Origin of the sequence: Streptomyces sp. NPDC052299, assembly GCF_040679335.1 — a bacterium.
Classification (GTDB): domain Bacteria; phylum Actinomycetota; class Actinomycetes; order Streptomycetales; family Streptomycetaceae; genus Streptomyces.
The window spans coordinates 40,822-65,176 of the sequence record NZ_JBFAUP010000015.1 but is presented as its reverse complement, the minus strand read 5'-3'; the positions used below and the strand labels follow the sequence as shown (position 1 = coordinate 65,176).

Annotated in this window: 22 protein-coding genes and 1 pseudogene; 14 read left to right on the top strand and 9 right to left on the bottom strand. The window is 70.4% G+C overall.

The annotated features are described in order from the left end of the window. Window positions 1–185 precede the first annotated feature (185 nt). The 3 genes from AB0L33_RS24515 to AB0L33_RS24505 are packed head-to-tail and all read left to right on the top strand — an operon-like array spanning window position 186 to window position 2,759. Window positions 186–848 (top strand): DUF998 domain-containing protein, encoded by a 663-nt coding sequence (locus AB0L33_RS24515; protein WP_365684769.1) that lies wholly within the window; start codon window positions 186–188, stop codon window positions 846–848. 7 nt (window positions 849–855) lie between these two features. After that, the gene (locus AB0L33_RS24510) at window positions 856–2,040 is read left to right on the top strand and encodes a sensor histidine kinase (protein ID WP_365684767.1); all 1,185 of its coding nucleotides are present in this window, start codon (window positions 856–858) and stop codon (window positions 2,038–2,040) included. After that, the gene (locus tag AB0L33_RS24505; RefSeq protein WP_365684765.1) at window positions 2,037–2,759 is read left to right on the top strand and encodes a response regulator transcription factor; all 723 of its coding nucleotides are present in this window, start codon (window positions 2,037–2,039) and stop codon (window positions 2,757–2,759) included. Before AB0L33_RS24510 ends, AB0L33_RS24505 begins: the two co-directional genes overlap by 4 nt. 340 nt (window positions 2,760–3,099) lie before the next feature. On the opposite strand, the gene AB0L33_RS24500 is transcribed toward AB0L33_RS24505, so the two are convergent. Further along, window positions 3,100–3,471: a helix-turn-helix domain-containing protein gene (locus AB0L33_RS24500; RefSeq protein ID WP_365684763.1), complete on the bottom strand. Its 372-nt coding sequence runs from the start codon at window positions 3,469–3,471 to the stop codon at window positions 3,100–3,102. Between the two features lie 78 nt (window positions 3,472–3,549). On the opposite strand from AB0L33_RS24500, the gene AB0L33_RS24495 reads away from it, so the two are divergent. Together AB0L33_RS24495 and AB0L33_RS24490 are read left to right on the top strand one after the other, a co-directional pair. Beyond that, window positions 3,550–3,960 carry a RidA family protein gene (locus AB0L33_RS24495; RefSeq protein ID WP_365684761.1) on the top strand — a complete coding sequence of 137 codons (411 nt, stop codon included), beginning with the start codon at window positions 3,550–3,552 and terminating at the stop codon, window positions 3,958–3,960. Between the two features lie 1,098 nt (window positions 3,961–5,058). Beyond that, entirely contained in the window at window positions 5,059–5,439 is a 381-nt protein-coding gene (locus tag AB0L33_RS24490) for a hypothetical protein (protein WP_365684759.1), read from the top strand. A gap of 168 nt (window positions 5,440–5,607) precedes the next feature. On the opposite strand, the gene AB0L33_RS24485 is transcribed toward AB0L33_RS24490, so the two are convergent. Further along, on the bottom strand, window positions 5,608–6,513 hold the full coding sequence (locus tag AB0L33_RS24485; protein WP_365684757.1) for a LysR family transcriptional regulator: 906 nt from the start codon (window positions 6,511–6,513) through the stop codon (window positions 5,608–5,610). 123 nt (window positions 6,514–6,636) lie between these two features. Between AB0L33_RS24485 and AB0L33_RS24480 the strand changes: the two genes are divergently transcribed. From AB0L33_RS24480 to AB0L33_RS24470, 3 genes are all read left to right on the top strand, one after another. Further along, entirely contained in the window at window positions 6,637–7,146 is a 510-nt protein-coding gene (locus tag AB0L33_RS24480; RefSeq protein WP_365685023.1) for a nuclear transport factor 2 family protein, read from the top strand. 100 nt (window positions 7,147–7,246) lie between these two features. Then, window positions 7,247–7,747, top strand: coding sequence for a cupin domain-containing protein (locus tag AB0L33_RS24475; RefSeq protein WP_365684755.1), 501 nt, complete (start codon window positions 7,247–7,249; stop codon window positions 7,745–7,747). Window positions 7,748–8,118: 371 nt separating this feature from the next. Then, complete coding sequence (locus AB0L33_RS24470) at window positions 8,119–9,327, top strand: PP2C family protein-serine/threonine phosphatase (protein ID WP_365684753.1); 1,209 nt, start codon at window positions 8,119–8,121, stop codon at window positions 9,325–9,327. Between the two features lie 213 nt (window positions 9,328–9,540). Here AB0L33_RS24470 and AB0L33_RS24465 read toward each other — a convergent pair whose 3' ends face one another. Continuing rightward, on the bottom strand, window positions 9,541–10,014 hold the full coding sequence (locus AB0L33_RS24465) for a hypothetical protein (protein WP_365684751.1): 474 nt from the start codon (window positions 10,012–10,014) through the stop codon (window positions 9,541–9,543). A 248-nt stretch (window positions 10,015–10,262) separates the two neighbouring features. Continuing rightward, window positions 10,263–10,985 carry a nitroreductase family protein gene (locus AB0L33_RS24460; RefSeq protein ID WP_365684750.1) on the bottom strand — a complete coding sequence of 241 codons (723 nt, stop codon included), beginning with the start codon at window positions 10,983–10,985 and terminating at the stop codon, window positions 10,263–10,265. Between the two features lie 151 nt (window positions 10,986–11,136). On the opposite strand from AB0L33_RS24460, the gene AB0L33_RS24455 reads away from it, so the two are divergent. Beyond that, entirely contained in the window at window positions 11,137–11,649 is a 513-nt protein-coding gene (locus AB0L33_RS24455) for an Lrp/AsnC family transcriptional regulator (RefSeq protein WP_365685021.1), read from the top strand. 1,078 nt (window positions 11,650–12,727) lie between these two features. Here the strand turns inward: AB0L33_RS24455 and AB0L33_RS24450 are convergent. Continuing rightward, window positions 12,728–13,441, bottom strand: a complete 714-nt coding sequence (locus tag AB0L33_RS24450; RefSeq protein WP_365684748.1) for a trypsin-like serine protease — start codon at window positions 13,439–13,441, stop codon at window positions 12,728–12,730. A gap of 293 nt (window positions 13,442–13,734) precedes the next feature. Between AB0L33_RS24450 and AB0L33_RS24445 the strand changes: the two genes are divergently transcribed. Beyond that, window positions 13,735–14,328, top strand: a complete 594-nt coding sequence (locus tag AB0L33_RS24445) for a hypothetical protein (protein ID WP_365684746.1) — start codon at window positions 13,735–13,737, stop codon at window positions 14,326–14,328. On the opposite strand, the gene AB0L33_RS24440 is transcribed toward AB0L33_RS24445, so the two are convergent. From AB0L33_RS24440 to AB0L33_RS24430, 3 genes and pseudogenes are all read right to left on the bottom strand, one after another. After that, window positions 14,297–14,728 (bottom strand): GNAT family N-acetyltransferase, encoded by a 432-nt coding sequence (locus tag AB0L33_RS24440; protein WP_365684744.1) that lies wholly within the window; start codon window positions 14,726–14,728, stop codon window positions 14,297–14,299. The two genes, AB0L33_RS24445 and AB0L33_RS24440, sit on opposite strands and share 32 nt — an antisense overlap. 995 nt (window positions 14,729–15,723) lie before the next feature. Further along, entirely contained in the window at window positions 15,724–17,121 is a 1,398-nt protein-coding gene (locus AB0L33_RS24435; protein ID WP_365684742.1) for a hypothetical protein, read from the bottom strand. A 286-nt stretch (window positions 17,122–17,407) separates the two neighbouring features. Continuing rightward, window positions 17,408–17,998: pseudogene (locus AB0L33_RS24430) on the bottom strand (hypothetical protein); the annotation flags it as partial. Between the two features lie 277 nt (window positions 17,999–18,275). Between AB0L33_RS24430 and AB0L33_RS24425 the strand changes: the two are divergent. The 4 genes from AB0L33_RS24425 (at window position 18,276) to AB0L33_RS24410 (ending at window position 22,322) form a co-directional block, all read left to right on the top strand. Continuing rightward, the gene (locus AB0L33_RS24425; RefSeq protein ID WP_365684740.1) at window positions 18,276–18,737 is read left to right on the top strand and encodes an SRPBCC family protein; all 462 of its coding nucleotides are present in this window, start codon (window positions 18,276–18,278) and stop codon (window positions 18,735–18,737) included. 56 nt (window positions 18,738–18,793) lie between these two features. Further along, window positions 18,794–19,657 carry a universal stress protein gene (locus AB0L33_RS24420; RefSeq protein ID WP_365684738.1) on the top strand — a complete coding sequence of 288 codons (864 nt, stop codon included), beginning with the start codon at window positions 18,794–18,796 and terminating at the stop codon, window positions 19,655–19,657. A gap of 284 nt (window positions 19,658–19,941) precedes the next feature. Next, window positions 19,942–20,928, top strand: a complete 987-nt coding sequence (locus tag AB0L33_RS24415; protein ID WP_365684736.1) for an aminoglycoside phosphotransferase family protein — start codon at window positions 19,942–19,944, stop codon at window positions 20,926–20,928. After that, a complete protein-coding gene (locus AB0L33_RS24410) occupies window positions 20,925–22,322 on the top strand; it encodes an MATE family efflux transporter (protein WP_365684734.1) in 1,398 nt (465 codons plus the stop codon). The genes AB0L33_RS24415 and AB0L33_RS24410 overlap by 4 nt, the downstream gene beginning before the upstream one ends. Before the next feature lie 16 nt (window positions 22,323–22,338). On the opposite strand, the gene AB0L33_RS24405 is transcribed toward AB0L33_RS24410, so the two are convergent. Next, window positions 22,339–24,321: a discoidin domain-containing protein gene (locus tag AB0L33_RS24405; RefSeq protein ID WP_365684732.1), complete on the bottom strand. Its 1,983-nt coding sequence runs from the start codon at window positions 24,319–24,321 to the stop codon at window positions 22,339–22,341. Window positions 24,322–24,355 lie beyond the last annotated feature (34 nt).

The window sequence follows — 24,355 nt, the reverse complement described above, 5'->3', positions numbered from 1 at the left end:
CTTTGACGCCGGGATCGGGATGGCTTCTCAGTCGCCGGGCCGCCCCGGGGCGTACACCAAACGGTGCAGCCGGGCCGGACGACGACACCGGCCGGTGTACAGCACGGTGTCAGCGTCGGGACGACGCGTCCGCCCCCGGCCCCTCCGTAGGTTCTGGATCACCGGAACAACAAAGGGAGAACGGCATGACGGCGACGGACACGGCTCCGGCCGCGGGGGTACGGGCCCCACTCACCCTGATCGGCATCGGGGCCCTGGCGATGGCCGCGGTGGAAACGCTCAACCCGGACTACGACCTGGTGAGCGAGACGCTCAGCCGGTACGTACACGGCACGGCCGGCTGGCTCGTTCCGGTGGCGTTGCTGGCCGTCGGCGCCGCATCGGCCGTCCTCGTGGCACGGCTGGGAGGCGGGACCCACCGTGCGGGCCGGGCCGTGCTCGCGGTGTGGACGGTGGGCATTCTGATCGCGGCCGTCTTCCCGGCGGACCCGCCGGGCCGGTGGAGCCGTCCCTCCTTCTCCGAACTCGTTCACGGCAACGCCGCCTTCCTCGCCTTCGCGGCCCTGCCGACCGCCGCCGCGCTGCTCCGCCGGACGCTCGCGGCCCGGCGGCCCGGCCTGCGAAGGGCCCTCACCACCCTGACCGCGGCCTCGGCCGCCGCCACGGCGGTGCTCGCGGTCTTCCTCGTCGATGTGATGGGCGGCGGCCCGTCGCTCGGGCTGGGCGGCGCCCCCACCCTGGTCGGTCTCGCCGAACGCGTCGTTCTCGCCGTGGACTTCGGGTGGGTGGCGCTCGCACTGGCGGCGGCGGGCGCCCGCCACGAGCGGGGGCGGGACCGTCGTGCATGATCGGAGCATGGACCGACCCGTCGGCAGCGCCCACGCCGACCCCCGCACGGACCGGCTCGTCGACGGACTCCTCGCGGCCGGAACCGCGGTCGCCGTCCTGGCCGTCACCGTCCGGCTCGGCGGCCGGACGGACGCCGCGGGCACCCTGCCGCTCGCCCTCTGGCTGGGGGCGCTGCTCCTGATGCGCCGTCATCGGCCGCTCGCGGTGCTGCTGCTCAGCGTGCAGGCCGTCGTCGTGTTCCGTACTGCCGGACTCATCGACGACGGCTGGGTGTGGCCGTCCTCCGCCGCGTACGCCACGCTGGCCGCGGACGACCGCCCCGGGCGGCCCGGACTGCCCTGGGCGGCCGGTGTGGGCCTGGCCCAACTGGCCCTCGCGGGAGCCTGGGAGACGAGCGCCGGGGGTGCGACCGTGCGCGAGGCCCTCGGCTCCCTGGGCCCCGAGGCTCTCTGGCTGGCGGTGCTCCTGGCCGTCGCCACCGCTCACCGCAACCGGCTCCGCTGGCGCGCCGAGCTCGCCGAGCGCCTGCTGCGGGCCGCGCGGGAACGGGACCTGGAGGCCGGCCGGCGGATCGCGGAGGCCCGTCTGGACATCGCCCGAGAACTCCACGACGTCGTCGGGCACACCCTCACCGTCGTCGGACTCCAGCTCAGGGTCGCGGCCGAGGCACTGGACGACTCCCCGGAGGAGGCGCGCGACGCCCTCTCCACCGCACAGCAGGTCCGCACCGAGGCGCTACGGGACCTCCGCGCGCTCGTCCACGTACTGCGCGCGCCGGGGGAGGGGCCGGTGGAGCCCACGGCCGGGGTCTCCGAGATCGCGGCGCTCGTCGACCGCATGCGGTCGACGGACCTGGAGATCCGGCTGAAGACGGCCGGCGACCTGGCCGCCGTCCCCGCACCGGTCTCCCTCGCCGTCCACCGGATCGTCCAGGAGGCGCTGACCAACACGGTCCGCCACGCGGTGGCGACCCGGGCCGAGGTCGGCATCCAATGCGGCAACGACCAGGTGGAGGTACACATCACCGACGACGGCCGGCCCCCGGCGCAGCAACCCGCACCGGCCGGGCACGGGATACGGGGGATGGACGAACGGGTCCGGGCGCTCGGCGGCGACTTCTCCGCCGGACCGCACGCAAAGGGCGGATGGCTCGTGCGGGCCGCCCTCCCTGTGCCAGGCTTCCGCCCATGACGATCAAGGTACTCCTCGCCGACGACCAGGCCCTGGTACGCGCGGGGTTCGGCAGCCTCCTCGCCCGCGCCGCGGACATCCAGGTCGTCGGCGAGGCGGGCACCGGCGACGAGGCGGTCCGAGCGGCCCGAGTCGTCCGCCCCGACGTCGTCCTCATGGACATCCGCATGCCCGGCACGGACGGCCTGACCGCCACCCGGACGATCGTCCAGGACCCCGAGTTGACGGACTGCCGCGTCATCGTCCTCACCACCTTCGAGACCGACGAGTACGTCTTCGCGGCCCTGCGCGCGGGCGCGAGCGGTTTCCTCACCAAGGAGACCGAGCCCGACGAACTGCGCCAGGCCGTACGGGCGGTGGCGGCCGGCGACGCCCTGCTCTCACCGGGCGTGACCCGACGCGTCATCGAACAGTTCGCACACCGCCCGGCAGCCCCCACCGACACCGCCGGACAACTCGCCGTCCTCACCGCGCGGGAACGCGAGGTCACCCGCCTGATCGCCACCGGCCTGTCCAACGACCAGATCGCCTCACGGCTCTTCATCAGCCCCCTCACCGCCAAGACCCACGTCACCCGCGCCATCGCCAAGCTCGGCGTCCGCGACCGCGCCCAACTGGTCATCCTCGCCTACGAGACGGGCCTGGTCGTCGCCGGTGGGGGTTGCCCTTCGGAGCAGGGACCCCCGGTCGACACTGCCCCGGGGCGCCGTCCGGCGTGACGAACCTCCACTGATTGTCCGCCGGTCCAGGCCCGCCCCCGCGCTGTGATGCGCGTACGGCACGATGCTCGGGGACGGCGATCGGTGCCGGGAGTCGCGGTGACGGCCCCACCACATCGACCACGTGCCACACTCCGGCCGGACCGAGGGTGGCCTCGCCCGGCGCATGCAGGGGATGGGCCGCGCCCCGTCGCAGGCATTGCCTTACCTCAACGCCTTGTGACAGCAACGAATGCAGGCCCGGCGCCACGACCGGCAAGCCGGCGGCCACCAGTTCGTCCCGCACCCGGGCAGCATGCGCTCGCGCTCGGCCGGCGGATCCGGCGCGGCGGTCGGCGCATCACAGGCGGGCGTCCTCGCGCTCGTCGAAGTCCTCGCGTGCGCGCTCGACGGCGGGCATGTGCTGAGAGGTCCACCCCAGCAGCACGTCGATGGGGTGCCGGAGGGTCTTGCCCAGTCCCGTGATCCGGTACCTGACGGCCACGGGGCGTGTGGACAGGACCTCGCGCTCGATCACACCGTTGCGTTCGAGCCGCCGGAGCGTGGCCGTCAGCGACTTCTGGGTGACCTGGGGGATGGCCCGGCGCAGTTCGTTGAAGCGGCACGGCCGCTCGCAGAGCTCGTTGAGAACGGCGAGTGACCACTTGTCGAGGATCTGGTCGAGCAGTTCGCGGTGCGGGGCATCGATGCGGACTTCGTCGGCGGTATTCATGGCGAAACCTGGTCTCGTTGAAGTGTCTTCTTCCTACTAAGTAGCTTCAAGATACCTAGAACCGACGAGGAGAGACCCATGACTGTTCACTACTTCACTCCGCGCGGCATGCTGCAGCCGGTTCCCTACCACCACGTCGCCGTGGGCACCGGGACGAAGCACGTACACGTCAGCGGCCAGATATCGCGCAGGCCCGACGGGACCCCCGTGGCGCCCGGTGATCTGGCCGGACAGGTCGCGCAGGCGTTGCGCAACACCGCCGTCGGACTGGCGGGCGCGGAGGCGACCTTCTCGGACGTGCTGCGCCTGACGTTCTACGTGACCGGGTGGGCGCCGGAGAAGATCGGCGACTTCATGGCCGGGGTGGAGGCCGTGGGCGGCGAGATCGGGCTCCCGGCTCCGCTGCCTCCCGCCTCGCTGATCGGCGTCGACTACCTCTTCGAGCCGGACGTACTCGTCGAGGTCGAAGCGACCGCCCTGCTGGACTGACGTTGCGGAGACCGGCCCGGCTCGGCGGGCGATCCGCCGGCGAGTCGCCAGGGGCACGCGGACGACCCGAACACTGACGGGCGTACGGCGCGTGCACCTGAGCTGCCGCCGAGCTACGTCACCACCAGAGATCGTCACCACCCACGGTGTGAGGTGTCTTCGGAGGGCTACGCCCAGGGTGACGGGGTCCGCGCCCATGTGGTCGGCGTCGGGTCGCCAGGTGGCAGAAATTCCCTCCCTCGATGGGCAGGTAAGGGATGTCGCCGACGTACTTCGTGTTCGGCTTGTCCGCGGTGAAGTCGCGGCCGATCAGGTCCGGCGCCTGGGCGGCGGCCGGGTCGGGGACGGTGGTGCGGTGTCGGCGGAGCAACCGCACCACCGTCGATCCCGGAGGTCCGCATGATCCTGGAGTCCCGCTTGTGGTTGACCGTCTCACCGCTCGCTTCGCGGTGCTCGGGCGTGGTTCTTGGGGCTCCGTAGGTGCCATCAGATTTTCTGGTGCACGGTCCGTATCCGGGCGGCCAGGCGGGCGTCGGCTCCCCGCCGGGCGAGCCGGTCAGCGGTTGTCCGGCGCCAGTAGTAGAAGCTCGAGCGGCTGACGCCGAGGATGCAGAGCCGCTTTCACGCTGTAGCGGCACTGGAGGTCCGCGACGCACTGGCAACGGTTCACCAGCGCGCCCCGGCGAAATACTTCGCCGCTTTGCGCAGAATCTCGTGTTCCTCGGCCAGCTCACGGACCTTCTTCCGCAAGGCCGCGTTATGCGGTATAGCGGCGCCGGCGGCTGTGACGGTTCCTGCGTCCGACGTTCCCGGGGACGACTCACGCAGGCTTCCCTCACTCAGTTGCGCAGTGTCTCCGAGTGATTCCCAGATGGGTGGCGACCGTCCTGATCGTTGCGTCCGGCCGTGACTCGTACAGTGCTCCCGCGTCCGCCTTGAGCTCCGGCGGGTAGTTCTTCACGACCACGAGATGTCCGTTCTCAGATCCTCGGGATCCAGTGCCTCGTGTGTTCAACATCAGGGGTCAACGCCCTGCCTCTGGCTGTAATGTCGGCCGCGAGCCCTCGCAGGAAGGGCCATTGAAGTAGGGGGAGGACTGTGCCAGATATTTCCAGGCGAGCACTATTGGGTGCTACCGGCGCAACTGCTGCCGCATCGGCATTCCTCACGACAGCCGGAACAGCTCAGGCCGCCGATATCGCGGGTGGCAAGGACGGGCATGTAACGCACAACACCTTGACGGAGGCCGAGACGCTCATGGCCAGTGGCAGTCAGACCCTCAAGTACGTGGCATACATCTCGAGTCCTGACATGGAGGTGCTGAACGACGCGACGTTCGGCGTCGGTGCGGACCCGGCCGACATGTGGGCGTATCTCGACGATGCCACGGCACGTCTCCAGGAGAGACATCCCTCGTATTCCTTCACCCCTCGCCTTGTCCGGTACGACCAGGTCACCACCGAGATACCGCGTTCGTAACGCACAATGCGCCGGCCCTGTCCCCGGATGGGCCGGCGCAGTCACCGAGTCGTCGAACAACATCCCGAGCCGAGCACGCCTCAGCGCCGACCTGACGGCCGCGACTGCAGGTCGTCGATCCGGTGCTTGCGCTCCCTGCCCGGATGGCGTCCGGGCCGTCGATGACGGTCAGGGGTTCGGTGTAGTTGCCTGCACCAGGTTGAGCGCTGCCTGGCTGAAGGCGCGAACGCGGGCTGTCGCCCCGTCGGCGGGCCATACCAGGCCCCAGTCCACTGGCGCCGCGTCTTCGAAGGGGACGTAGACGACATCGGGGCGGGCCACGTAGCGCCTTGTATGGGCACCGACGGCGAAGACCCCCTCCCCGGCGCCCACGAGCGTCAGCGTCTCGTTGAACGTCATGGCCGACGGACCCAGTGCGATCGGTTTCCCCGTGGGGGTTCGGCGCGGCGCGCGGTCCTCGCGCAGGGATTCCGGCAGCGCATCGGGCAGCTGTAGCACGGTCACGCGAGCCAGATCTTCGACGGAGACGGTTGCGCGGCGGGCGAACGGATGCCCTGTCGGCACGGCGAGCATGCGTGCCTCCCGCACCAGGACCGGCCCCATGACGATGCCCTCCTTGTGCATCGGATGACAGGTCAGCGCGATGTCCACCTCGCCGCTGCGCAGCCACGGCAGGACCTCCGGCAGGTGTGCCTCCTTGATCTGGACCTGGCAGTCGGGGTGCCGGGTGCGGAACGCCTGCGTGGCCCCGACCAGCAGCTGGCCCGCCGCCAGTCCGGTGAAAGCGACCCGCAGCAGCCCGGTCAGCCCTCGCCCGGCGTCGACGGCCCGCTCGAACGCGTCGGTGATCCGGGCCCAGGCCGGGCGTGTCTCTTCGTACAGTTGTCGCCCCACCAGGGAAAGCTCCACTCGGCGGCTGGTGCGGTTGAACAGCGGGACGCCGATGCGGCGCTCCAGTTGGGCGATGATCTGGCTGACCCGGGCCGTGGAGACGTGCAGCCGCTCGGCGGTGCGGCCGAAGTGCAGTTCCTCGGCAAGCGTCAGGAACGCCTCCAGTTCGTGTCGCTCCAGCATCCCCGTACCCCTTACATCGTTGATCGAGGCTTCACGATCGTTGCGCAGGAGCGCATTGATGCCCTTTCCGGATCGCAGCAGGATCAGAGGCGTTGAAAGGCCGACTCACCTGCACAGGAGAACATCCTGTACGTCGCAAGCGACCGCGCGCTGACCACCCCCGCTCACGACACGGCCGCGGCCGTCGCGGAACTCAGGGACCGGGCGGAGATCACCGACGCGCTCTACCGCTTCGGCCTGGGCCAGGACCTCAAGGACAAGGAACTGTTCACCTCGGCCTTCGCCGCCGACGCCGAGCTGGACTTCCGCCCGGCCGCCTCCAAGTGGGGGGCCAGTCCGCCGCTGATGTCCGGGCGCGACACCATCGTCACCACCATTCTGGCCATGTTCACCGGTCGGGTGGACACCACACACCAGGTCACCAACACGCGGATCACGATCGATGGCGACACCGCTCGGCTCACCGCCCTCGTGGAAGCCCAGCACCTGCTCATCGCCGACTCCGCCACACACGCGCTGCTGAAGAACCCCTACGACGTCGACCTGGTCCGCGACGGCGACCGCTGGGTCACCCGTCGGCTTCGCATCGACAACACCTGGTACACCGGCGACCCCACCGCGATCTTCGGCTGACGCCCGCCCTGCAGAACCGCACCAGGGCCTCCCTGATCCGGAGAGCTCGTTGCTCTCCCGTCTCCCCGCACAATTCCCCGATGCCTGGAAAGGGCACGACATGAAGATCGCATCGACCGGCGGACGGCCGGTACTGACCCGTCACGCCGAGGCCGAGACCTGTGCCGATCCCAGCAGTGTGATGACGCTGCTCGCCGACTCGGACAGCACTGCTGACGGCTTCACCAGCTATCGGTCCACGTTCACCAAGGGGGCCGTGGGGGCGCCCGCCCACTTCCACACCAAGGCGACGGAGCTGTTCTTCGTGATCAGCGGGTCCCTCCAGGTGCTGGTGGGTGAGGAGGTCACCATCCTGGAGGCGGGCGACTTCCTGGCCGTGCCGCCCCACACTCCGCACGCCTTCGCCGCGGCGCCCGGCTGTGAGGCGGACGTGCTGTTCGTGTTCACGCCGGGCATGGGGCGGTTCGACTACCTGCGCCTGCTCGGCCGGGTGATGCGTGGCGAGGCCGACGCGAAGGAGATCGCAGCCTCCGCGGAGCGGTTCGACAATCATTACGTCGACAGTCCCGTCTGGCGGGCTGCCCTGGAGCCCTCGGCCTGATCGGCTCCACCGCCCCAGTCCGGGTGGTCCGGCCCTCGCGGGCCTCGCCGCTGCCGAACGTTTCTACGTGGACGGCCTCGGCATGGCCGTCATGTGGCGCACGGCCGAGTGTGGTCCGGGGGAGGGCACGACCAGCTGAGGGTCGGCCCGCCCGGCGGCGCCTGGCATGTCGAGCCGACGCACGACCCGGAGCGGCCGCTCGACGTCCGCCGACCCCGACCGTGAATGACCTGTTGGTCGTCTGCCTCGGCAAGCCGGCAGACGAGTCCCTGATCGACCGGTAGGAGGGTTCGGTGCTCCATCTGCGGTAAGGCCGGTGGGCCTGCGGAGGAAGCGGTGCGAGGGTGAGCGCATGGAGTGGAGGTAACGCCGTGGCGGACGAGCGTGACCAGGTGGCTGACGCGTGGCCGGACGAGCGGTTGCTGGAGAGGATGCTCGCTGATGCTCATGCGAGCATCCCCTACCGTGTGCCCGCCGTGGTGAACCGTTGCGCCCGGGCGATGGGGCTGGGCAGCGCGACCGTCTACCTGGTCGACCTGCAGCAGCAGGTCCTGGTCCCTCTCGATGATCAGGATGACTGGCTGCCTGTGGACGGCAGCAAAGCCGGATGGACCTACCGCACGGTTTCGGCACGGGTCGAGGAGGACCGGAACGAACTGGTGGTCTGGGTCCCCCTGATCGACGGCACCGAACGCCTGGGCGTCCTCGGCGTGCGCCCCGGCACCCTGGACGCCACACGACTGCGCCGTTGCCATCTGCTGGCCCACACACTCGCCCTGGTGATCACCTCCAAACGGACCTACAGCGACTGGTTCATCTCCCGCACCCGCACGAAAACCATGCACACCCACACCGAGATGCTCCGCGCCTTCCTGCCACCCCGCAGCATCGGCACCACCTCGGTCATCTCCACCGGAGTCCTGGAACCGGCCTACGAACTCGGCGGAGACGCCTTCGACCACTCCCTGACCCGCAACATCCTGCACGCGGGCATCTTCGACTCCATGGGCCACGATCTCGCATCCGGCCTGACCACAGCCGTCGCCCTGGCCTGCTGCCGCAACGCCCGCCGCTCCGGCGCCGACCTCCCCGACATGGTCGCCACCGTCGACCAGGAACTCGCCCGCTGGCTCCCCGACCAGTTCTGCACCGGCATCATGTGCCAGCTCAACACCGACACCGGAGTACTGCGCTGGTGCAACTGCGGCCACCCCGCACCCCTGCTGATCCGCAACCAGCGCGTCGTCGACAGGGCACTGGAACGCCCCTCGCAGCCGCCCATGGGCCTGGACTCCCTGCAGGCCCCCGGCACCGCACGCGAAGTACACGAACAGGCCCTGGAACCCGGCGACCGGGTCCTGCTGTACACCGACGGCGTCACCGAGGCACGCAAGGGCGGCGACGAATTCGGCCTCGACCGGTTCACCGACTTCATCATCCGCTCCGCGGCGGCCGGGCAGCGGCCCGCCGAAATCCTGCGGCTGCTCATCCATGACATTCGCGGCCACCACAACGACGAGCTCACCGACGACGCGACCATCGTCCTGATCGAGTGGCAGCCTCGGATCTCCTCCGACTGAGCTTGCATCTCATCTCCGGGCGTGAGTGGTACCCGCGTCCCCCCAGCCGGTCTTCCGGACGGCGTGAGGCGGGGACGGGCCCACACCGCCCTGATGGATATCGGCGGGCCCGTGCCGCGCTGCTGACCACCCTTGCTTTTCCTGCCGGACCGGAAGCACGTACAGCCCGGCAGGGGGTTCACCCGTACGCCGTCCGGCGCCCTCCTCCGGAAGTCAGCCGATCAGGCTGTGCGGCACCGCCACGCTGGTGCCGTACGCGGCGATGCCAGCGATGGCCGCGCTTGCGCGAGAGCCCTCGGCGACGAAGGCCAGGACGCCGATGACGAGGCCGATGCCGACGGCTATGGCCAGGACGTGCCCGGTGCGCTGCCCGCCCGTTGCCCGAGGTGCGGCGGGGTGCTCGCGACGCGAAGACCGAGGTGTGGCGGCCCGCCTGCGCCCCGCCCGGCGATAGGGGTTCTGACACCGCACCTGGACCGCGGCTGGATACTGAACGCGCTCGTCGAACTCACCGACGGACACGACCGCGACGAGCGGATCCTGGAACTGCTCGCACCCAGGGCCGAGCGCGCCCGCGGCGAAGAGCGATGGAACCTCGATGCGAGCAACGCGCAGGGAACTCCAGGTCGAGGTCCTGGAATGCGCTGGCCGTAGCGACGAGGCCGTCCGGGTGCTCGGCGAGGACATAGCCGTCGGCCGCTACCTTTTTCAGAACACGATCGAGGCCTACGCCGCACTGCTACGACGCAACGAGCGGATGCGGGAGCTGCGAGAGCTTGGCACCGGAGAACACGCCCCCGCCGCCCTGCCGGGGATTGTTCAGCCAGAGCTGCCGAAGCGGCAGCACCCCCCCGGACGTCGACGATGCAACAGCGGCTCGGCTGGGGACTTCCAGCTGAGCCGCTGCATACACTTCTTGCCGTACACACCAATGATCACGTGTTGCGACAATCCCTGGAATTCGCCGTCAGCCCCGTGGATGCGGGGCTTTCGGCGATCGCTTCCGTCAGGGGTTTGCGGGCCAGGTCCGGGACTTCGCAGTCGGCTGCGGCGTAGCCGACCGGGAAGAGGATGTAGGGCCGTTCGTTCCCCGGTCGTTGGCAGATCTCGGTGAGGAAGCCCATGGGGTTGGGGGTGTGCGTGAGGGTGCTCAGCCCCATCGCGTGCAGGGCGGCGATGAAGAAGCCGCAGGCGATGCCCACGCTCTCGTTGACGTAATAGTTCTTGCGCAGGGAACCGTCCGGCATCGCCGTGCTCTTCTCGGCGAAGCAGACGACGATCCACGGCACGACGTCGAGGAAGCTCTTGTCCGAGTTCGTCTCCAGGCGCGCGAGTGCGGCACGCCACTCGGGCGGGATGCGACCCCCTTCGTAGTTGACCTGCTCCTCTTCCTCGGCCGCGACCCGGATGCGGTGCTTGGTCTCGGCGTCACCGATCACAGCGAATTTCCACGGCTGGAAGTGGGCGCCGGAGGGAGCGGTGTTCGCCGCCGCGACGGCGAGGTCGATGCAGGCCCGCGGGACCGGGTCGTCGCTGAAGAACCGCACGCTGCGCCTGCCGTCGAGAAACGAGACGAAGTCCTCACCCCGCCGGATCATCCCGGCCTCGTCGTACCGGTCGGGGCGGTAGGGGACGAACGGGTGGGTGTGCTTCCTCATGGTTCTCCTCTCGCCCACGGCCCTCGCCGTGCCCGGGGCACACAGCGTGGAGTGGAGGCGGACGATCAGGCAACAGGCAGGCCATTCCCTTGTTAATCTGACAAAAGCCGGGGCATCTGCGTGCCACTGGGACAACAGATCGGCAGGCGTGGTGGCGCGACGAGGACTCGACCGGCTCGACGGCCGGATGCTGCACTTGCTCCGCGAGCGTCCTCGCGCGGGCCTGCTGGAGGTCGCCCGTCAACTCGGCGTCGCCCGAGGTACATTGCAGGCACGGCTCGACCGGCTGACCGCGTCCGGCGTGGTGACCGGGTACGGACCGGACATAGATGTCGCCGCTCTCGGCCACGCGGTCCAGGCGTTCACCACCTTCGAAGTCGACCAGCCCGCCCGCGAGACCATCGCCGCGAGACTGCGGGCCGTGCCACAGATCCTCGAAGCACATGTGGTGACGGGTTCCGGAGACATCTGGTGCCGGATAGCCGGCACGAGCAACCAGCACGTGCAACAGGTGATCGACCACGTCCTTGAGGTACCGGGGGTCCGCCGCAGCGCCACGGTCATCGCACTGAGCGCGGTCATCCCCTACCGCGTCCAGCCCCTGGTCGATGCGGTGGCCGGCGCCCCGGCCCAAGCGGGAGACGCGGCTGCCGACTGGGGCTGACACGGGGCCGCCCCCGGGACGTCTGCTGCCGCGATCACGTACGTACCGGTCTCCTCCGGTACGTACGTGATCGGGCCAGTGGGCAGGTCGGCGACGTATGACCCCGCCAGGGATTCCGCCCGGTTCGGGGCGCCGGCGGACACGGTGACCGGCTCACCCGTACGCAGACTTCGCCCGACGAGGACGCGGCGGGGAGCGAGGCCGTTGGGTCGCGGGCATCAGGACGGGAACGGGCAGGCCGACAAATAAGGGGACGCACCCGACTTCTCGCGACGGCAGCCACGTTCATCGTCGCCGCGGCCACCAGCTGCTCCGTGCTCGGGGCCTCGCTGCGTGTCGTTGGGAGGCCCGTCCGGCAAACCTCCTCGAGGAACGCGGCAATGGCGCATGGGTGGTCGGCGACACTCTCCTCCGCAGTCGGTACGACAAGGTCACCGCCGCCCTGGGAGCGCGCCCCGCCCGGCCGGGAACGCGTCTGCGAGGTCAGCCGGAGCGCGGTCGAGCCCGTCGTGCTGATCGCACGGGGCCGCACCACGGCCGAGGGCCGCACGACCGTCGCCGCGCTCGCCTCGCGACCTGCCGCGAGCGCCGGCACACCGCCCGCACCGTGGGGGCCACCTGGCCGAGACGTTCACCGGGACGCTCGCCGTGGGCAGCGGGCCGGCCGTCCTGCGGGACGCCGACGACGACTGGGCGATCGATATACGGCCGGGCATTCCCGGGGCGAAGGTTCTGCGTGCCTTCGACCTGCGGACCAGCGGCGAACGCTGGACGGCAGCTGTCCCAGAGGGCTGCGTGCTGGAGAACGTGGCTGGCGCGGGCGGCCTGCGCGGCCTCGAAGTGACCGGCGACCGGGTGCCGTCCTCTCCGACCGGGGCTCTCGTGAGGACGACCACGAAGAGCTGCGTCACGCGAGGTGCCCCGTTCGGCGCACACCGAACTGGTGCCGGGTACCTCACACGGGAGCGGGGGCGTGGTCTCCCACGCCCCCGCCGCGTCGATGGCTCTCATGACCGCCCGGGTCGCGCCCGGGCAGCCGGGAGTTTCGAGCCTCTCGGCCTTCCGGCGGCCCGTCGGCTCAGACGCCCGCGATCGACTGGATCCACGAGCGGTACGCGGTCACGTTGGTGTAGGCCGTGCTGCTCTGGCGGTCGCTGGTGGAGGCAACGCCGACCTGGACGCCGCTCGCCATCATCGGACCGCCCGAGTCGCCGCCCGCGGTGATGCCGTTGCCCCACGTGGCGCAGATTGCGGAGCCGCCGTAGGCGTCCGTGCAACCGCTGGTGACCGTGACGTTGGCGACCTTCAGGTAGCGGGACTGGCAGTTGATCTCGGAGCCGCACCGGGAGGTGGCGCCCCAGCCGTACACCTGCACGCCCTGCCCGACACGCACGGTCCCCGGCTGCCCGAGACGGGCGTACGTGGCCGACACCGACCGGTCGAGACGGACGAGGGCCAGGTCGGAGCCGTGGGTGTAGGTCTGGACGCCGTAGGCGACGGTTCCGCCGCTGTACTGGTCAAGGCTGCCTATGCGGAAGGAGAGCCCACCGCCGCTGACGCAGTGCTTGGCCGTGAGAATCCAGGTGGGGGCGATGATCGTGGACGTACAGGCTTCCTGCCCGTTGGAGTACAGCCGGGCGGCCCACGGGGCACTGCCCGCGGTCCCGCCGCCGATGATGGGCTGAGGACCCGTGGGAGACGGCGAGGGCGCGGCGACTGCCGGCACGGTGAGCATGGCGAAGAGGCACATCACCGCGGCGGCCAGTGCGGGCGCGAGTCGTGAAAGGCGCAAGATTCCTCGATCCGGAAGACACGTTGTGTGGTCGTGTGAAGGGGGAACGGCCTGTGGGCCATGTTCAGGGCGAACATCCTTTGCCATGAGGGCAGTTGCCCCGACGTGCGTCCCCTTGTTCGGCATGAACATGACTCATGTTTGCTCAGGTGCGACGCAACCGGCTACTCACACCTGGCCATAAACGCGGGTGATGCCGTCATGGCGTCCCTCCCGCCCACCGGTCCGTCGACGCATCGGCGTTGCCGGTCGAGTGCCTTCGGCCCGTCTTGTGCCTTCGGTTGTTGATGCCGATGAGATTCACCAGCACGCTGGGCGGGCGGGTACCTGGCGGCGCGGCGGGCTACCGCTCCGACGAGGCCCGCTGCTCTGCTGCCCGCCGCCTCTTGCACGACGACACCCTCGAGCCCGAAGGCCGTCTCGCCGGCCTGCTGTTGCTCCTCTGCGCCCAGTGGCCCGCCGTGATCTCGCGGCGCACCGTCGACCACATCGAGGAAGCGGATGGAGCCGTCCGCATCCGCCTCGGCGCCATCCCGGTCGAGCTTCCCGCACCCGTCGCTGACCTGGCCATCCAACAGGTCGCGGTGCGCCGCGGCCATGCCGTCCTCGGCCGGACAGACTCGCCCCGGCTGTTCCCGGGAAGTCAGCCCGGTCGGCCGATCAGTGCCTGGGCCATGGGCGAACGGCTCCACAAACTCGGCATCCGCCTCGCCGAGACCCGCTCAACCGCCCTGTTCCAGCTCGCCACCGAGCTGCCCGCCGCAGTCCTCGCCCGCACCCTCGGGATCGACATCACCGTCGCCGTCAAGTGGCAGCGAGCCGCCGCTGGCGACTGGGCCGCCTACGCAGCCGAGGTCAGCCGCCGTACGACTGCGGAGCAGACGTGATCCGGCGCAGGGCGATGAGCCCCGCGTCCGTCGGCCTGAAGCCGCACGCGTCGAAGTAGAAAGGACGCAGATGCTCTTCAAAGTCGACGTGGAGCCATTCGCAGTCCGCTGCTCGGGCGCCTTGGGCCGCGGCCGTCACGAGTTCGGTCCCGACACCACTGTTGCGCACGTCCTGGGCGACCATCGTGTCGAGAACGAAAGCATGGACGCCACCGTCCCAGGCGACGTTGACAAACCCCACGAGCCTCTCGTCACTTCGGGCACAGACCCAGCCGAGGCTGTGTCGCACCACTCGTGTCTGCCAATCGCTGTTCTCCTGAACGTGACCGAACGCCTCCGCGTGAAGCGCGTTGACGGCGGCGTTATCGAAAGCACCGCGCCACTCGTACGTGATCGTCATGTGCCGCATCGTAGGCCGGTAGACGCCCGATCCATCCCTGCCCCTGGGCCCATGCCCCTGTCAGGCAGAGGCATTCCGAGAGTAGCGATAACCGACTCCACCATCACGGGTCTCCGAGAACCGCACGCGTCAGGCCGTCGACCGGCTGGTCACCCTCCAGTTCGACCGACACGGCTGTGGGACGAGGCCAAAGCCCTCCTGGACCATGAGCACACCCGGATGCGGATCGGGCAGGTCGCCGTACCGTTCGGGATCTGCGCCGAGCTCAGCAACGTCAAAGCCGGAGGCCACGCCTGCCCGTTCCGGTTCCGACGCCTGGGCTGTGATCACGTCCGCACCGACCCCTCCTACTTCCGGACCTGCGGACCGACCTGGACGCCCTGCTTCGGGACTGGGAACGACCGGCCGCGGCCGCCGAGCTCGACGCTCGGGTTCGGGCGGAAGCAACACCGTCCGAGGAGGAGCTCAGTCGCCTGCGGCGTCTGATCCGCGGGGTCGAGAGCGACCTCGACGCCCTCACCGACGTAGAACGGGAGGAGATCCGTCAGGCCACCTCCGCCCTGTGCCGGTCCCGGGCAGTACAACTCGGCATGCCCACCCTCCGACCAGTCGCCGGTGGCCTTCCACTCGAACGGGAAGCGTGAAGCGACTCTCTCCGGCCGAACGGCTCGCCGAGGCCCGAACCGATGACTCCACTTGCCGCCGCAGGCGCGTGCTGGTCGCGCTCACGACCTGACCTGCGACGGCCAGTCGTCGCGGCCAGGACGTAGGCGGTCATGGCGCGCTCTGAAACGGCGCTTGATCATCCTCGGGGGCGAGGTCGAGCGCAGCGGCACGCTGGTACTCGTGGCCCCACCCGCAGAGGGCGAGCTGGAGATCCCGGTCACTGACCACCCGAAAGTGCAACCGCGCGTCGTCGCAGAGGAAGGGTACGCAGACGCCGCGCCGGCACGGCCCCCTTCCGAGGGCTGTGCCGGCGCGGGTCGCGAAGTGTGTCAGGCCTCGCGGTGGTGCTGCGGCTTGCGGCAGCCGCCCTTGTCGCTTCGCTTGCCGCCCTGCTGGTCGCAGTCGGGCTTCGGCTTCGGCCGGCCGTCGGACTTGACCTTGACCGTGACGGTGGCCGTGGCCCGCTCGCTGGCGATCTCGTTGCCCTGCGCGTCGGTCGCGCCGGCGCGGGCCACGTTGGTGATCCGGCACTTGACCGTGCCGCCGCCTCCGCCGCGAGGGCCGCTCCCCTGGCAGAGGGCGATGTCGGCCTTGGTGATCCGGTAGGTGTCGCGGCAGGTGGTGCTTGCGCCGGGCGCCAGCGTGGTCGCGTCGCAGCTCACCGCGGCGACCCGGTTGTCCGCCACGTGCACGTCGTGCAGCTGGGTGCTGCCGGTGTTGGTGACCGTGTAGGTGTACCGGACCGCGGAGCCCACCTTGTAGGGGCCGCTGGACACGACCTTCTTGCGCACCGTCAGGTGGGGTTCCCCGACCGGGACGGTCTGGTACGTCTCCGGCGAGGTGACGGTACCCCCGTTCGCGGTGCCGGTCGCCGTGGCGGTATTGGTCACGGAGCCGGCCGTACCGTCGGCCTCGGTGATGGTGTAGGTGCCGGTGCAAGTGGTGCTGTCACCGGGGCTCCCGGCCGGGGCCGGCGTCGTCGACTCGCAGGCGATGCCCGTGACGTGGTCGTCCCGCACCGCGATGTCCGTCAGCTCGCTACCGCCGGTGTTGCGGACGGTGTACCGGTAGGTCACGGCCTGCCCGACCGCGTACGGGCCCGGGGTCTCCACGTGCTTCTCGATCTCGATGCCCGGTGTCCGCTCGATCGGCACGCTCTCCGACGACGGAGGTGAGGCGACCGGGTCCCCGTTCGACGTGCCGCCGGCCGTCGCGGTGTTGTCGATCGACCCGGCGGCTACGTCCTCGGGCGTCACCGTGTACGTGGCCGTGCAGGTGACCGTCTCACCCGGGGCGAGGCCGGTCACGGGGCAGGAGACCGGGCCGACCTTCGGGTCGTCGACCGTGAGGTCGTCGATGGTCGTGCCGCCCGCGTTGGTGACCACGAAGTCGTACGGCACCTGCGTGCCGGCCGTGATGTCCCCGGGCAGCGGCTCTCTGGCCTGCTTCACGAGGTTCAGCCGGGGCAGCGGCCCCCGGGTGCGGACCGCCACGTTACGGATGAGGTGGGTGTCCGTGAACAGGCCGGTGGAGCCCGCGAACCCGAACTTGTACGTCGAGGGCACGGGGGTCGGCGCGGCGGTCTGGAGCACCTGCTGCGAGCCGTTGCCGTCGTTGAAGTCGATGGACACGGTGACCTGTGGGTCGGGGGCCGGGGTGATCACCACGTGCACCCGGCGGCGCGAGGGCTCCACGTCCTGCTCGGCCTGGACGGGATAGTCCGACACCTCGGTGGTCGGCCCCTGGAGCCGGCCTGGCAGGGTCGACGGCCAGGGCCCTGTGGTCGAGAGGTTGCTCGTGGTGGCGGTGAGGAAGCAGTAGCCCTCGATGCCGTTGCCAGGACCGCGCGGTGACCACGTTCGGTCCGGGCGCCGGCACGTGGAACGTCGTCCCCGCGGGCGAGCGCCGGCCGGGCGGGCAGCCGTTGCCGCGGTGCTCCCAGTCGCCGAAGTAGTTCCCGAGGACGTCGAGTCCGACGCCCAGATAGCCGTTCTCCACTCCGGGGACGAACTCAGCGGTCGGGTCGTCGTCGGGCAGCTTCTGCGCGTATCCGAGGCTGCCGCCGAAGGCGCCCGGGCGGGTCAGCTCGGTGTCGCCGTCGACCAGGAAGAAGGAGATGCCGTCGGCGGGGGCGATATCGCCTGTGGTGGTGCCGTACTGCCACTGGTCGAAGGTGACGTCGAGCCCGTCGGTGGCGGGCAGCGCGTGGTTGTAGAGGACCGCACCCGACTGGTTGGGTGAGGAGTCCGTCAGCCGCAGGTACCCGTGCGGCGCGGCGTCCTTGGGCGGTTCGGGCCCGATGCCCGTCGTACAGCCGCCGAGCGGGTGGTTGCCGGGCCCCGGCAGGGCGTCCACCTCGGGCGCACCGGTCAGGCAGGCCGAACCGACCCCGGTGAAGTCCGGGGCGGTTGCCTGGGTGAACGTCTCCTCCAGGAGGAGGGAGCCGCCCTGCCGACGCTGGGCCCGGGCGAGTTCGCCGGTGCCCGGGACCAGGAGGGGGGCACCCACACCGAATGCGAGGGCAAGCGCGGCCACGGCGAACCGGGGAGGCCGTACATGGCCGCCGAGCGGCGATGAGCGTGCTTTGCGTTTCAGGGGCGACATACGTAGCAGTCACGTTATGTGATCGACTGCCGTGGGGAACACGTGTCCGCATGAAGCACTCGGCCAGCCGCACGGCTGCGCCGTCGGGGTGTGCCGGCACGGGGGCCGGGGCGCCGGTGAACCGGCCGACCCGGCGCCTCGCCCGGACGGCGTCATGCCCGGCGCGTTCGCCAGAGGCCGTGGGAGGACCGGGCTAGGGTCGACGCGCACGCCGGAGACGGTGAACCCTTCTGCGCCCCGTCCCGCACCGCCGTCATCCGTAGGGAGCGTGTTCAGCTTGGCCCGCAACCGCCGTCTGATCCTGAGCAGCCCCGCTGAGGTCTGGAGCCTGCTGGCCGACGGGCACCGCTACGGCGAATGGGTGACGGGCACTCGGCGGGTCATCGCCGCGGACCCGCACTGGCCGCAGGTGGGCGCCCGGCTGCGCGTCCGGGTGGGGGCCGGCCGGCTCGTCGTGGACGATACCTGCGTCGTCCGCATCTGCGAGCCCGAGCGCCGCCTGGAACTGGAGGCGAGGGCCGAGCCGTTCGGCGCGGCCCGTATCGCGATGAAGCTGGTGCCCTGGGGCGATGCCACCCTCTTCGTCCTGGACTGGCACGCGCTGCGAGGCCCCGGCATCCGCATGCACGGCCTGCCCGTGGACTACCTGGTCGAGATCCGCAACGGCATGATGCTGACCAAGTTGGCCCGGATCGCGGTCCGGGAGCACAGCCGTGCGCTCGAAGGCGCCCCGGGGTGACGCGCTCGTCCGACCACACCGCAGACCGAACGCGCAGCGAAGAGCGAGGAGACATCGTGCAGCACCCCATCATCGCCGGAGTCGACGGCACGCCGGACAGCTTGCTCGCGGTCGGCTGGGCAGCCGACGAGGCCCGTCGCCTCGGCGCGCCGCTCCTGCTGCTGCACGGGCACGATCCCTCCTTCCTCGCGGATGCCGACACCGAACGCCGGGCCGGCGAGGAGGCTCTGGCGGGCGCGCTGGCCTGGGTGCACGAGCACTACGAAGGCGTCGAGGTGCGCGCCGAGCTGGCCGACCGGCCCGAGGCCGACCTGCTGACGGAGCGGGGGCGCGACGCTTTGATGATCGTGGTCGGGTCCCGCCGGCCGGGCCCGGTGACCGGCTTCCTCCTCGGCTCCGTCGGCCTGCGGGTCCTGGGCCGGGCCGACTGCCCCGTGGTGCTGATCCGCGGCGGCGACGTCAGCGGGCGCCGGCGGCAGGGCGAGATCGTGGCAGGCGTCCCCGAAGACGGCCAGGAGGCTGAGGCGGTCCTCGCCTTCGCCTTCCGGACGGCGGCCGCGCACGGCGTTCCGCTGCGGGCGGCGCGGGCGTGGGACCTGCCCACGATGTTCACGAACCAGTCCGGCGTCCTGGGCCTCTCGAACCGGCCCGCCGAACTGGCGGAGCAGCACCGCCAGGCACTGATCGCCCTCCTGCGACCGTGGCGCCGACGCTTTCCCGACATCACCGTGACCGAACACACCGAAGTGGGGTTCGCCGCCGAGATGCTGGTCTCACTGGCCGCGGGCGCCCAGCTCCTGGTGGTCGGGCGCAGCAGCAGGACGGGCAGCCGGTACGTGGGACACGTCGTCCACTCGACGCTCCACTTCGCCAACGCCCCCGTCGCCGTCGTCCCCACGAAGGAGACCCCGGCCGGCTGAGGCCGGGTCAGCCGGCACGGCGACCCGTCCGGGAGTACTCGGCGGCGGTGCCGACACGGGACCTTGATGGTGCGTCGTCCGGACCGGCTCCTCCGTGGCAGCGATGCACCCTCGGTATGAACAGGGGCGTACGGGCGTACGCTCTCTCTGCTATGAATATCGACCACATGGTAAGTATTTGTCTTCGGTGATGACGGCCAGGACTGGAAGCCCGTGGCGTGCAGGGGGCGGCGCGGCCTGTTCGGTGGCGCTGTGGTGGGCAGCCTTGATCGAGAGGACCGGGCGTGGAGAGCATCACGAAGAACCGGCAGTCCCCCGAGGTACTTCGAGCCATGATCGAGCGTGCCTACGGACCCGAGCAGATACCCACGGGCGAGGCATGGGCGGAGGAGCTGGGGCACGGCTGGTTCAACGTGGCCTACCGCGTCCGGCTGCGCGACGGCGCTGACGTCGTGCTGAAGATCGCTCCGCCTCCGCACGTGGAGGTGATGACCTATGAGCGCGGGGCGATGTCGATCGAGCTGAACACGCTGGACCTCATACGCACCCGTACCTCGGTGCCGGTCCCCGACGTACACTACGCCGACCGCAGCCACCAGCTCTGCGACGCGGACTACTTCTTCATGCCGTACATCGACGCCGACAACCTCGGCATCATCTCCGAACTGATGCCCGCCGCCGAGCGCGACGCCTGCATGGAGCAGCTCGGCGCGGCCAACCGGGAGATCAACTCCATCCGGGGCGCCGGCTTCGGGTCACTCGCCGGGCCTCACGACGCGAGCTGGCGGCGAGTGTTCACCGGCATTGTCGAGGACGTGCTGGCCGACGGCGAACGCCGCGGGGTCGACATCGGTTGGACCTACGACACCGTGCGCGCGGTGGTCGCCGAGCACGCGGGCAGCCTCGACGAGGTGACCGAACCCCGCCTGGTCGAGTGGGACCTGTGGTCCAGCAACGTCGTGGTCCGTGACAGCCGTATCGCCTGCGTCATCGACCACGAACGCGCCTTCTACGGAGACCCGCTGATCGAGGCCGGATTCACCGGCACGCAGCTGTCCGCCTTCGGCGACGCGACGCCCTTCATGCGCGGCTACGGTCATCCGGAGCTGACCGCGACCCAGCAGGTACGCCGCCGCGTGTACTGCCTCCACCTCATGCTGGTCATGGTCATCGAGACCGTGTATCGCGGCCACACAGACAGCAGGCAGTACGACTTCGCCCGTCCCCTTCTCGACGAGGCGATGGCGCTGCTCGGCCGCACCCGCCGGTGACCCCCCGGCCCGCCGCCCCCGCACCCTCCGATCACACCAGCCGGCTCGGTACCGAACCGGTGGGCCCGCTGCTGTGGCGCGCCTGCACCCAGACAACGGCCGCCGTCGGGGTCTACGGCGTATACGCCCTGACCAATGGCTGGTTCGTCGGGCACGGCGTGGGCGACTCCGCGATGGCTGCGGTCAACCTGGCCGCCCCGCTCCTGCTCCTGCTCGTCGCGGTGTCCACCACCGTCGGCGCGGGCGGTGCCTCCATGGTCTCCCGCGCCCTGGGTGCAGGAGACCGGCAGGCCGCCGCCCGCGCGGCGGGCAACTCCTTCACACTGTTCTGGTCCTGCGCCACAGCTACCACCGTGCTCGGCCTGGCCTTCCTCGACCCCCTCCTCTCCCTGCTCGGCGCCCACGGCGAACTACGGGAGAGCGCCCGGCCCTACGCCGTCGTACTGCTGTGCGGAGCACTCGTCTCCACCGGCTTCTCCAGCCTGGTTCGCGCCGAGGGACGCATGGGCTACTCCACCCTGCTGTGGCTCGTCCCCGTCATTGTGCAGATCACGCTGGACCCGCTGCTGATCTTCGGACTCGGCATGGGAGTACGCGGCGCCGCCCTGGGAACCGTCGGTGGCCAGGCCGTCTCTGCGGCCATGAGCCTGTGGTTCTTCTTCGTCCAGCGTGACCGCCCCTACCGCGTCACCCCGCGCGACCTGCTGCCTCACGGCCCGACACTGCGCACCCTGCTCGGAATCGGCCTGCCCTCGTTCCTGGCCGGAACTGGCGTCACACTCCTCGCCGTCCTCGTCAACGCCACTCTCGCCGCCACCGGATCGGCCGTCGCGCTGGCCTCGTACGCCGTCTGCGCCCGCCTCCAGACCTTCGTGCTGATGCCCCACACCGGCATCAGCCAGGGCCTGCAGCCCATCGTCGGCTACAACAGCGGCCGCGGCCTGACCGACCGTGCCCTGCGCGCACGCAACCTCGCGCTGCTCGCCTCACTGCTCTACGGCCTGTTCACCGCGACGGTCCTCGCCCTGTTCGCGAAGCCCCTGGCCGCCCTCTTCCTCAGCGACCCGGCCGCCGTCACCACCGCCGGTCGGGCCCTTCGCGTGATCGCCGTCGGCCTGACCGTCGCCGGGATCGGCCCTCTGGTGGCGTCCTACTCGCAGTCCCTGGGGCGCCCGGCTCTCGCGTACCTCATGTCCATCGGCACCCTGCTCCTCGTCAAGGTCCCCCTGATCGTGACCCTCGGCAGACTGGGCACCGGCGGAGTCTGGGCAGGGCTGGCCACCGGCGAACTGGCCACCGCCACCGTAGCGTTGGCCCTTCTGCGACGGCTGGGCACCACTACGTCGAAGCAGAACGTGCACACCGTCCCGGAGCCGAGGCACGAGCGGACGTGAAGCGGACGCAGTGTGATCAGGCGCCGTAGACCTGGAGTTGGGCCACCTGGCCCGCGGGCCAGCCCGTGTTGGCGGTGAAGACGAGCCGTAGATGACGGGTGGTCGTGGCGGCGGGCAGGGCCAGGGTGGCGGTGTTCCCGGTGAGCGGGTCGAAGGAGCAGTCCGTGCCGCCGCGCAGCATGGAGAAGGAGGTGCCGTCGGTGCTGCCCTGGACGGTGATGGTCTGCGTGCGCGCGGCCCAGTCGGCGGACGGCGGCAGGGCGAGGACGACGCGACGGACGTCTGTGCTGGTTCCCAGGTCGACCTGGATCCACTGGGGGAAGGCGTGGTTGGCGCTCTCCCAGTAGGTGCCAGGGTCGCCGTCCACCGCTTTGTTCGCGCCGTACGTCTGGGTGTGGCTGCTTTCCGCGACCGGTCGGCGCAGGGCCAGGTCGCCCGTGGGGGTGCCGCCGCCGGCAGCCGTGGTGACCGTGACCCGGGCCGAGGCAGGGGAGACGGAGCCCGCTGAGTCGAGCGCCTGGACGTCGAAGGTGTACGAGGCCGAGGGGGAGAGGCCGCTCACTGTGTACGTGGTGCTGTTCCCGGGAGCCGTGCCCACAGTGGTGGCCGTGTCGCCGGTGATCCGGCGCACGCGGTACCCGATTACACCGGAGTCGTCCGTCGAGGCGGTCCAGGCCAGCGACACGGTGGTGTCGGTGACGGTGGTGGCGTGCGGGTTGCCGGGCGCTGTCGGTGGCTGGTTGCCGTTGCCTCCGACGAGCGGTGGGGTCGGCCGGGTGGCGGTGACGGGGAGCAGGCCCTTCAGCATGCGGCCGCCGTCGCCGGTCAGTCGGAGGTAGTAGTCGGACGAGCAGGCGGTGCCGTCCTCGTCGAGGGCGAGGAAGCCCGATCCGGCCGGCACCCAGTCCCGGGACTCCGCCGTCTTGGCGATCTGGTTGCCCTCGTTGTACTCGTCGAACATGGAGATGTAGACGCTGGTGACCCCGGCCCGGCCCATGTTGTAGAACTGCCGCCACATGAAGTCGCCGTGGGCGCGCTGCCGTTCGGTGACGCCGCCGGGCAGGACGCACGGCTGGTAGTCGATGCCGTGCGCGGTGCACTCCGCGAGGTCGGGCACGGTGGCGGCGTTGTAGAAGTTGTCGGCGTCACCGGCGTTGCCGATCCGGCCGACCAGCCACGGCGAGAGCATGTCGAAGGCGTGGTAGACGCCGCTGAAACCCGGCCGGGAGTCCCGGTCGCCCGTTCGCCACCAGGTCGGAACCCCGCCGATGACGTAGCAGCCCTGGGCTTTGAACCAGTTCAGCACGTCCAGACAAGCCTCCGGGGTGAACGGCCGCTGGGCGTCGTTGAAACCGAAGCCCCATATGCAAGCCACCGGTTTACCGTTCTGCCGGGCGTAGGCGGAAGAAGCGGTGTACGCACGCATCTTGGCTGTCCAGTCGGCCTTGATGTCCGTCTGCATGGACGTCCAGTCGGACACGTCGTACATGATGTAGAACTTGACGCCCTCGGACTCTGCGGCGGCGCGCACCTTGCTCGCCATCGCGTCGCGCGTCGGCCCCTCGCCACCGGTGGGGTTGAACCGTTGGAGGGCCGCCGCGTCGATGCCGTACTGCTTCATCCACCGGAAGTGTGTGTCGACGGTGGACTGGTCGTAGGAGGAGAACAGCGTGGCCGCTCGCCCGTTGCCAAGGTTGCCGAAGGCGGTCTGGTACGTGGTCGGGTAGTCACGGACATCGGGCCAGGCGACGATGGCGTGGTTGGACGGGGAGGGGGTCTCTCCCCAGTTCCGTGCCCAGTGCCACCAGCCGTCGATCGGGGCGCCGTCGCCCTTGCAGGCGAACCAGCCCTGATACCCCACAGTCACCTTGCCCACGACGTCGCCCGGCCCGCCGGCTGTGGGCGCCGCGTGCGCGAGCGTGGCCTCCCCGCCCGCGAGGGCTCCTGTGAGCCCGGCCGCCGTCGCTGTCCGTAAGAACGTGCGCCGCGTGAATCCCACCGAGAGCTCCTTCGATCAGTTCTCCACTGCGGCG

Bases quoted from the DNA above. Each gene is read 5' to 3' on its own strand.
- AB0L33_RS24515 (WP_365684769.1), top strand. From the start codon at position 186: ATGACGGCGACGGACACGGCTCCGGCCGCGGGGGTACGGGCCCCACTC.
- AB0L33_RS24510 (WP_365684767.1), top strand. From the start codon at position 856: ATGGACCGACCCGTCGGCAGCGCCCACGCCGACCCCCGCACGGACCGG.
- AB0L33_RS24505 (WP_365684765.1), top strand. From the start codon at position 2,037: ATGACGATCAAGGTACTCCTCGCCGACGACCAGGCCCTGGTACGCGCG.
- AB0L33_RS24500 (WP_365684763.1), bottom strand. From the start codon at position 3,471: ATGAATACCGCCGACGAAGTCCGCATCGATGCCCCGCACCGCGAACTG.
- AB0L33_RS24495 (WP_365684761.1), top strand. From the start codon at position 3,550: ATGACTGTTCACTACTTCACTCCGCGCGGCATGCTGCAGCCGGTTCCC.
- AB0L33_RS24485 (WP_365684757.1), bottom strand. From the start codon at position 6,513: ATGCTGGAGCGACACGAACTGGAGGCGTTCCTGACGCTTGCCGAGGAA.
- AB0L33_RS24475 (WP_365684755.1), top strand. From the start codon at position 7,247: ATGAAGATCGCATCGACCGGCGGACGGCCGGTACTGACCCGTCACGCC.
- AB0L33_RS24465 (WP_365684751.1), bottom strand. From the start codon at position 10,014: ATGTCCTCGCCGAGCACCCGGACGGCCTCGTCGCTACGGCCAGCGCAT.
- AB0L33_RS24460 (WP_365684750.1), bottom strand. From the start codon at position 10,985: ATGAGGAAGCACACCCACCCGTTCGTCCCCTACCGCCCCGACCGGTAC.
- AB0L33_RS24445 (WP_365684746.1), top strand. From the start codon at position 13,735: ATGAGATTCACCAGCACGCTGGGCGGGCGGGTACCTGGCGGCGCGGCG.
- AB0L33_RS24440 (WP_365684744.1), bottom strand. From the start codon at position 14,728: ATGACGATCACGTACGAGTGGCGCGGTGCTTTCGATAACGCCGCCGTC.